The following is a 5,370-nucleotide window of genomic DNA, read 5'->3' on the forward strand; positions in this document are numbered from 1 at the left end:
CGGGTGCCGGGTGCCGGGTGCCGGGGCCGCCGGGGCCGCCGGGGCGGCGGGGCGGCGGTCCGGCGTGGGTGGCGGTGGTGGTGGGTGTGGGTCAGGCCGGGTGTTCGGTGCGGTCGCCGGACCAGTCCGTGTGGAAGGAGCCTTCCTTGTCCACCCGGCGGTAGGTGTGCGCGCCGAAGTAGTCGCGCAGCCCCTGGATCAGCGCGGCCGGGAGCCGGTCGCGGCGCAGGCCGTCGTAGTAGGCCAGCGCCGAAGAGAAGCCGGGCGTGGGCACGCCGATCTGCACCGCCGTCGTCACCACGCGCCGCCAGGCCTCCTGCCCCGCGTCCAGCGCGGCCGCGAAGGTCGGGTCGGCCAGGAGCGTCGGCAGGGCCGGGTTGGCGTCGTACGCGGCCCGGATCCGGTCCAGGAACTTGGCCCGGATGATGCACCCGCCACGCCAGATCGTGGCCATGGCCCCCAGGTCGACGTCCCAGCCGTACTCACGGGAGGCGGCGGCCATCTGGTCGAAGCCCTGCGCGTACGCGACGATCTTGGACGCGTACAGGGCCTGCCGCACGTCCTCGACCAGCTCGCTCCCCCCGACCCCGGAAAGGCCGGGACCCTGCAGGGACGCGGCGGCGGCGCGCTGCTCCGGGTGGCCGGACAGGGCGCGGGCGAAGGTCGCCTCGGCGATGCCCGTCACCGGCACGCCCAGGTCGAGCGCGCTCTGCACGGTCCACCGGCCGGTGCCCTTCTGCTCGGCCTGGTCCACCACGACGTCCACGAACGGCCGGCCCGTCTCGGCGTCCACCTGGTCGAGCACCTCGGCGGTGATCTCGATCAGGTACGAGTCCAGCTCGCCCCGGTTCCACTCGCGGAACACCGTGGCCAGCTCGGCCGGGGTCGCGCCCAGGGCCTGGCGCAGCAGGTCGTACGACTCGGCGATGAGCTGCATGTCCGAATACTCGATGCCGTTGTGGACCATTTTCACGAAATGTCCGGCACCGTCGGGGCCGACGTGAACGCAGCACGGCACCCCGTCCACCTTGGCCGAGATGTCCTGCAGGATCGGGCCGAGCGCCTCCCACGACTCCTTCGAGCCGCCCGGCATGATGCTGGGCCCGTTCAGCGCGCCTTCCTCGCCGCCCGAGATGCCGGTGCCGACGAAGTGCAGGCCGCGCTCGCGCAGCGCCGCCTCGCGCCGCCGGGTGTCGTCGAAGTGCGCGTTGCCGCCGTCGACGATCATGTCGCCCGGCTCCATCAGGTCGGCGAGCTGGTCGATCACCGCGTCGGTGCCCGCCCCCGCCTTCACCATGATGATCGCCCGGCGTGGCCGCTTCAGCGAGGCCACGAAGGCGGCCAGGTCCTCGGACGGGACGAACGTGCCCTCCCCGCCGAACTCCTTGACCAGCTGCTGGGTGCGCCCATATGTGCGATTGTGCACGGCTACCGCGTATCCGTGCCTGGCCAGGTTGCGGGCCAGGTTGCGCCCCATGGTGGCCAGGCCGGTGACGCCGATGTCTGCCAAGTCCATCTCAAGCTCCTTTGTGGGGGATACGCATGATCCAGCTCGGTGGTTCCAGGGGATATTCCAGCATCAGTCGGACTGTCGGACGCCCAGCTCGTCGAGCCTGAACAGCATGTCAGCCGGATCGGAGTAGACCCTGAAGGCGCCGGCGCGTTCGAGTTCGTCCCTGCCGTACCCACCGGACTGCAGCCCGATGCCCAGCGCGCCGGCCCGGCGGGCGGCGAGCAGGTCCCAGACGCTGTCGCCCACCACCATGGCATGCGCGGGGTCCACCTGGACCAGTGCCGCACCGGCCAGGAACAGGTCGGGGTCCGGCTTCGCCCGGCGCACCATGTCACGCGTGATCATCGGGGTGTCGTCCGGCAGGCCCAGCATGCCCAGCGCGAGCCGCGCCGTGCGGGCGTACCCGCTGGTGGCGATCGCCCACGGCACGCCGCGCGAGGACAGCTCCGACAGCAGCTCCGCCGCGCCGGGCAGCGGCCGGACGGAGTGGACCTGCTGCTCGTACGCCTCCATGTGCGTGGTCTGCAACTGTTCGATCTGCTCCCGCGTCAGCTTCAGCCCGGTCTCGCGCAGCAGCGCGCTGACGAACAGCCCGCCGCTCATGCCGATGCGCCGGTGGATCCGCCACACCGACAGGTCGATCCCCATGCTCGACAACGCCTGCCGCCACGCGATGACGTGCTGGTAAACGCTGTCTATCAGGGTGCCGTCCAGGTCGAACAGGAACGCTGGCGTCGGGGCCTCCGGAAACTCGCTCATGGGTCCATGACACCATGAGGGATTATGCGGATCATCATCGCGGGTGGTCACGGGAAGATCGCCCTGCTTCTGGAGGAGCGGCTCAAGTCCGGCGCGGTGGGCATCGTGCGCAATCCCGCGCATGTCGCCGACATCGAGGCCACCGGAGCCGAGGCCGTGGTGTGCGACCTGGAGCGGGCGAGCGTCGAAGAGGTGGCGGCGATCGCCGAGGGCGCCGACGCGGTGGTCTTCGCGGCCGGAGCCGGTCCCGGCAGCGGCGCGGCCCGCAAGGACACCGTGGACCGGGCCGCGTCCGTGCTGCTGGCCGACGCCGCCGAGCGCGCGGGTGTGCGGCGGTTCATCCAGGTCTCCTCCATGGGGGCGGGCAGAGCGCCACAGGGCGGCGACGAGGTCTGGGCCGCGTACATCACGGCCAAGACCCAGGCCGAGGAGGACCTGCGCGCCCGCGACCTCGACTGGACGATCCTGCGGCCGGGCCGGCTGACCGACGAGCCGGGCACGGGCCTGGTGCGGCTGGCCCCCGAGGTCCCGCCGGGGGCGGTGCCCCGTGACGACGTGGCCGCCGTCATCGCGGCCCTGCTGGAAGCCCCCGGTACGGCCCGCAGGACCCTGGAACTCGTCTCCGGGGACACTCCCATCAAGGCCGCCATTGGGACAGAGTGACTTCTGTGACTGAATACCGCGTACTTGGACGTACTGGACTCAAAGTAAGCCCGCTCTGCCTGGGAGCGATGATGTTCGGCGGGTGGGGTGAGTCCGACCCTGCGGAGTGCGCCAGGATCATCGACCGCGCGCTCGACTCGGGGATCAACTTCATCGACACCGCCGACGTCTACGCCCAGGGCCAGTCGGAGGAGTTCGTCGGCCAGGCGCTCGCCAAGTCGGGCAGACGCGACGACGTGGTGCTGGCCACCAAGGTCCACGGAGCCATGGGCGAGGGCCCCAACAAGGGGGGCAACTCCCGCCGCTGGATCATCCAGGAGGTCGAGAACAGCCTGCGCCGCCTCGGCACCGACTGGATCGACCTCTACCAGATCCACCGGCCCGACCCGGCCACCGACATCGAGGAGACCCTCGGCGCGCTCACCGACCTCGTACGGCAGGGCAAGGTCCGCTACATCGGCAGCTCCACCTTCCCCGCCCACCAGATCGTCGATTCCCAGTGGGCGGCGGAGCGGCGCTCGCTGGAGCGGTTCGTGTGCGAGCAGCCGCCGTACTCGCTGCTCGCCCGCGGCATCGAGGCCGACATGCTGCCCGTGGCGGAGAAGTACGGCATGGGCGTCATCGTGTGGAGCCCGCTGGCCGGCGGCTGGCTGAGCGGCCGCTACCGCAAGGGGCAGGAGCAGCCGCAGACGCGCAGGGCGTCCCGGCTGCCCGAGCGGTACGACCTGACCAAGGAGGTCAACCAGCGCAAGCTGGACGCCGTCGAGCAGCTCGCCGTGCTGGCCGAGGAGGCGGGCGTCACGCTGGTCGAGCTGGCGATCGCGTTCACGATCAGGCACCGGGCAGTGACGTCGGCCATCATCGGGCCGCGCACCATGGAACACCTGGAGGGTCAGCTCACGGCCGCCGATGTACGCCTGACGGACGACGTGCTCGACAGGATCGACGAGATCGTCCCGCCGGGCGTCACGCTCAACCCCGCCGACCGGGGCTGGCAGCCGCCGGAGCTGGGCGACGCGGGCCTGCGCAGACGTCCCTGACCTGGCCCGGTTTTGCCTGGCGCTGGGTGTGACGTTCGGCCTTCGCGGTGGGGGTCCCCCGAATCGACATGCGATGTCGTTTTTCGGTGGGGCCCCGTTCAGAGGGTCCGAAGAGCTCACGGGCCGGGTGTCCGGCGGCACGGAGTCCTGGCCGCCGACCCGGCCCGGCGTGCAGCGGGTGGACGGCGGCCGGCTGCTGTCCGCCTCGGCGAGGGAGGTCCTGGCGCGGGCCATGGACGCCGCCGGTCAGCGTGGCGCCCCCGACCTTGACGTGCTCGACGTCCTCGACGCGCTGACGGAGGACGACGCCATCCGCAACACGCTGCGCACGGCCGGGGTGGACGTGGGCCGGGTGCGCGACCGCATCGACGAGGTGGCCGGGCCGGGCGAGGCGGCGAGCCACCCGCCACGCTCTCACCGGCCGCCAAGAGGGCCGTCCTCGACGCCCAGCGGATCTCGCGTGCGCTGCGCGGTGGGGGCGCGGTGGGAGCGCGGTGGGAGCGCGGTGGGGGCGCGGCGGGGGCGCGGTGGGGGCGCGGTCAGGCGAGGGCCGCCGCGGCGCGTTCGCGGCAGTCGGCCAGCGTGAGGTCCGCCAGGGCCTCGCGTACGGCGGGGACGCACACCGGGGCCATGGACAGGCTGGTCACGCCGAGTCCCACCAGCAGGGGCGCGAGCAGCGGGTCTCCGGCCGCCTCCCCGCACACCCCGACCGGCTTGCCCGCCTCCCGCCCCGCCTCGGCGCACATGGCGATCAGCTCCAGCAGCGCGGGCTGGCGCGGGTCGAGCAGGTCGGCGAGGGCGGAGTGCTGGCGGTCGGCGGCGAAGGTGTACTGGGCCAGGTCGTTGGTGCCGATGCTGAGGAAGTCCATCTCCCGCAGCAGCCGCCCGGCCCGCAGCGCCGCCGCCGGGACCTCGATCATCGCGCCCACCCTGGCGATGCCCCTGGCGCGGGCGCGCCGCGCGAACCCGGTCGCCTCCGCCGTCGTGGTGACCATGGGCGCCATCACCCACGCCTCCGCGCCCGTCTTGCGGGCCGCCTCGGCGATGGCGTCGAGCTGGGTGTCCAGGACGTCCGGCAGCAGCCGGTCGACGCGCAGGCCGCGCACGCCGAGGGCCGGGTTCGGCTCGCCGGGCAGGCCGAGGAAGGGCAGGGGCTTGTCAGTGCCCGCGTCGAGCGTCCGCACGATCACGCTCTCCGCCTGGGCGAACACCTCGGCGTACGCCGCCACCTGCTCCTCGAACGACGGCGCCGTCGTACGGTCCAGGAACAGGAACTCCGTCCTGAACAGCCCGACCCCCTCGGCGCCCGGCCGCAGGTCACCGGCCGAGCCGATGTTGAGCAGCAGCTTCACCGGGTGGCCGTCCGCCGTCCGGCCCGGGCCCCGGCCGGCCGCC

6 protein-coding genes are annotated in these 5,370 nt (G+C 72.7%); 3 read left to right on the forward strand and 3 right to left on the reverse strand.

Annotated elements, in window-relative coordinates:
* Positions 1 to 91: 91 nt before the first annotated feature.
* Positions 92 to 1,516, reverse strand: coding sequence for an NADP-dependent phosphogluconate dehydrogenase (gene gndA / locus ACWDX9_RS59125; RefSeq protein WP_449972377.1), 1,425 nt, complete (start codon positions 1,514 to 1,516; stop codon positions 92 to 94).
* A gap of 63 nt (positions 1,517 to 1,579) precedes the next feature.
* Positions 1,580 to 2,272 (reverse strand): HAD family hydrolase, encoded by a 693-nt coding sequence (locus ACWDX9_RS59130; protein WP_449972380.1) that lies wholly within the window; start codon positions 2,270 to 2,272, stop codon positions 1,580 to 1,582.
* 24 nt (positions 2,273 to 2,296) lie between these two features.
* On the opposite strand from ACWDX9_RS59130, the gene ACWDX9_RS59135 reads away from it, so the two are divergent.
* The 3 genes from ACWDX9_RS59135 to ACWDX9_RS59145 all read left to right on the forward strand — a co-directional run bounded on the left by ACWDX9_RS59135 (position 2,297) and on the right by ACWDX9_RS59145 (position 4,561).
* A complete protein-coding gene (locus ACWDX9_RS59135) occupies positions 2,297 to 2,935 on the forward strand; it encodes an SDR family oxidoreductase (protein WP_449972382.1) in 639 nt (212 codons plus the stop codon).
* 5 nt (positions 2,936 to 2,940) lie between these two features.
* Positions 2,941 to 3,975, forward strand: coding sequence for an aldo/keto reductase (locus tag ACWDX9_RS59140; protein WP_449972383.1), 1,035 nt, complete (start codon positions 2,941 to 2,943; stop codon positions 3,973 to 3,975).
* A 73-nt stretch (positions 3,976 to 4,048) separates the two neighbouring features.
* Complete coding sequence (locus ACWDX9_RS59145) at positions 4,049 to 4,561, forward strand: hypothetical protein (RefSeq protein ID WP_449972386.1); 513 nt, start codon at positions 4,049 to 4,051, stop codon at positions 4,559 to 4,561.
* Here the strand turns inward: ACWDX9_RS59145 and ACWDX9_RS59150 are convergent.
* On the reverse strand, positions 4,515 to 5,370 hold an 856-nt coding region (locus ACWDX9_RS59150), incomplete at its 5' end, for a putative PEP-binding protein (RefSeq protein WP_449972388.1). The two genes, ACWDX9_RS59145 and ACWDX9_RS59150, sit on opposite strands and share 47 nt — an antisense overlap.

Source organism: Nonomuraea sp. NPDC003201, from assembly GCF_053590415.1.

What these genes read in the sequence shown, in the direction of transcription:
- gndA (WP_449972377.1), bottom strand. Translation starts at nt 1,516, where the DNA reads ATGGACTTGGCAGACATCGGCGTCACCGGCCTGGCCACCATGGGGCGC.
- ACWDX9_RS59130 (WP_449972380.1), bottom strand. Translation starts at nt 2,272, where the DNA reads ATGAGCGAGTTTCCGGAGGCCCCGACGCCAGCGTTCCTGTTCGACCTG.
- ACWDX9_RS59135 (WP_449972382.1), top strand. Translation starts at nt 2,297, where the DNA reads ATGCGGATCATCATCGCGGGTGGTCACGGGAAGATCGCCCTGCTTCTG.
- ACWDX9_RS59145 (WP_449972386.1), top strand. Translation starts at nt 4,049, where the DNA reads ATGTCGTTTTTCGGTGGGGCCCCGTTCAGAGGGTCCGAAGAGCTCACG.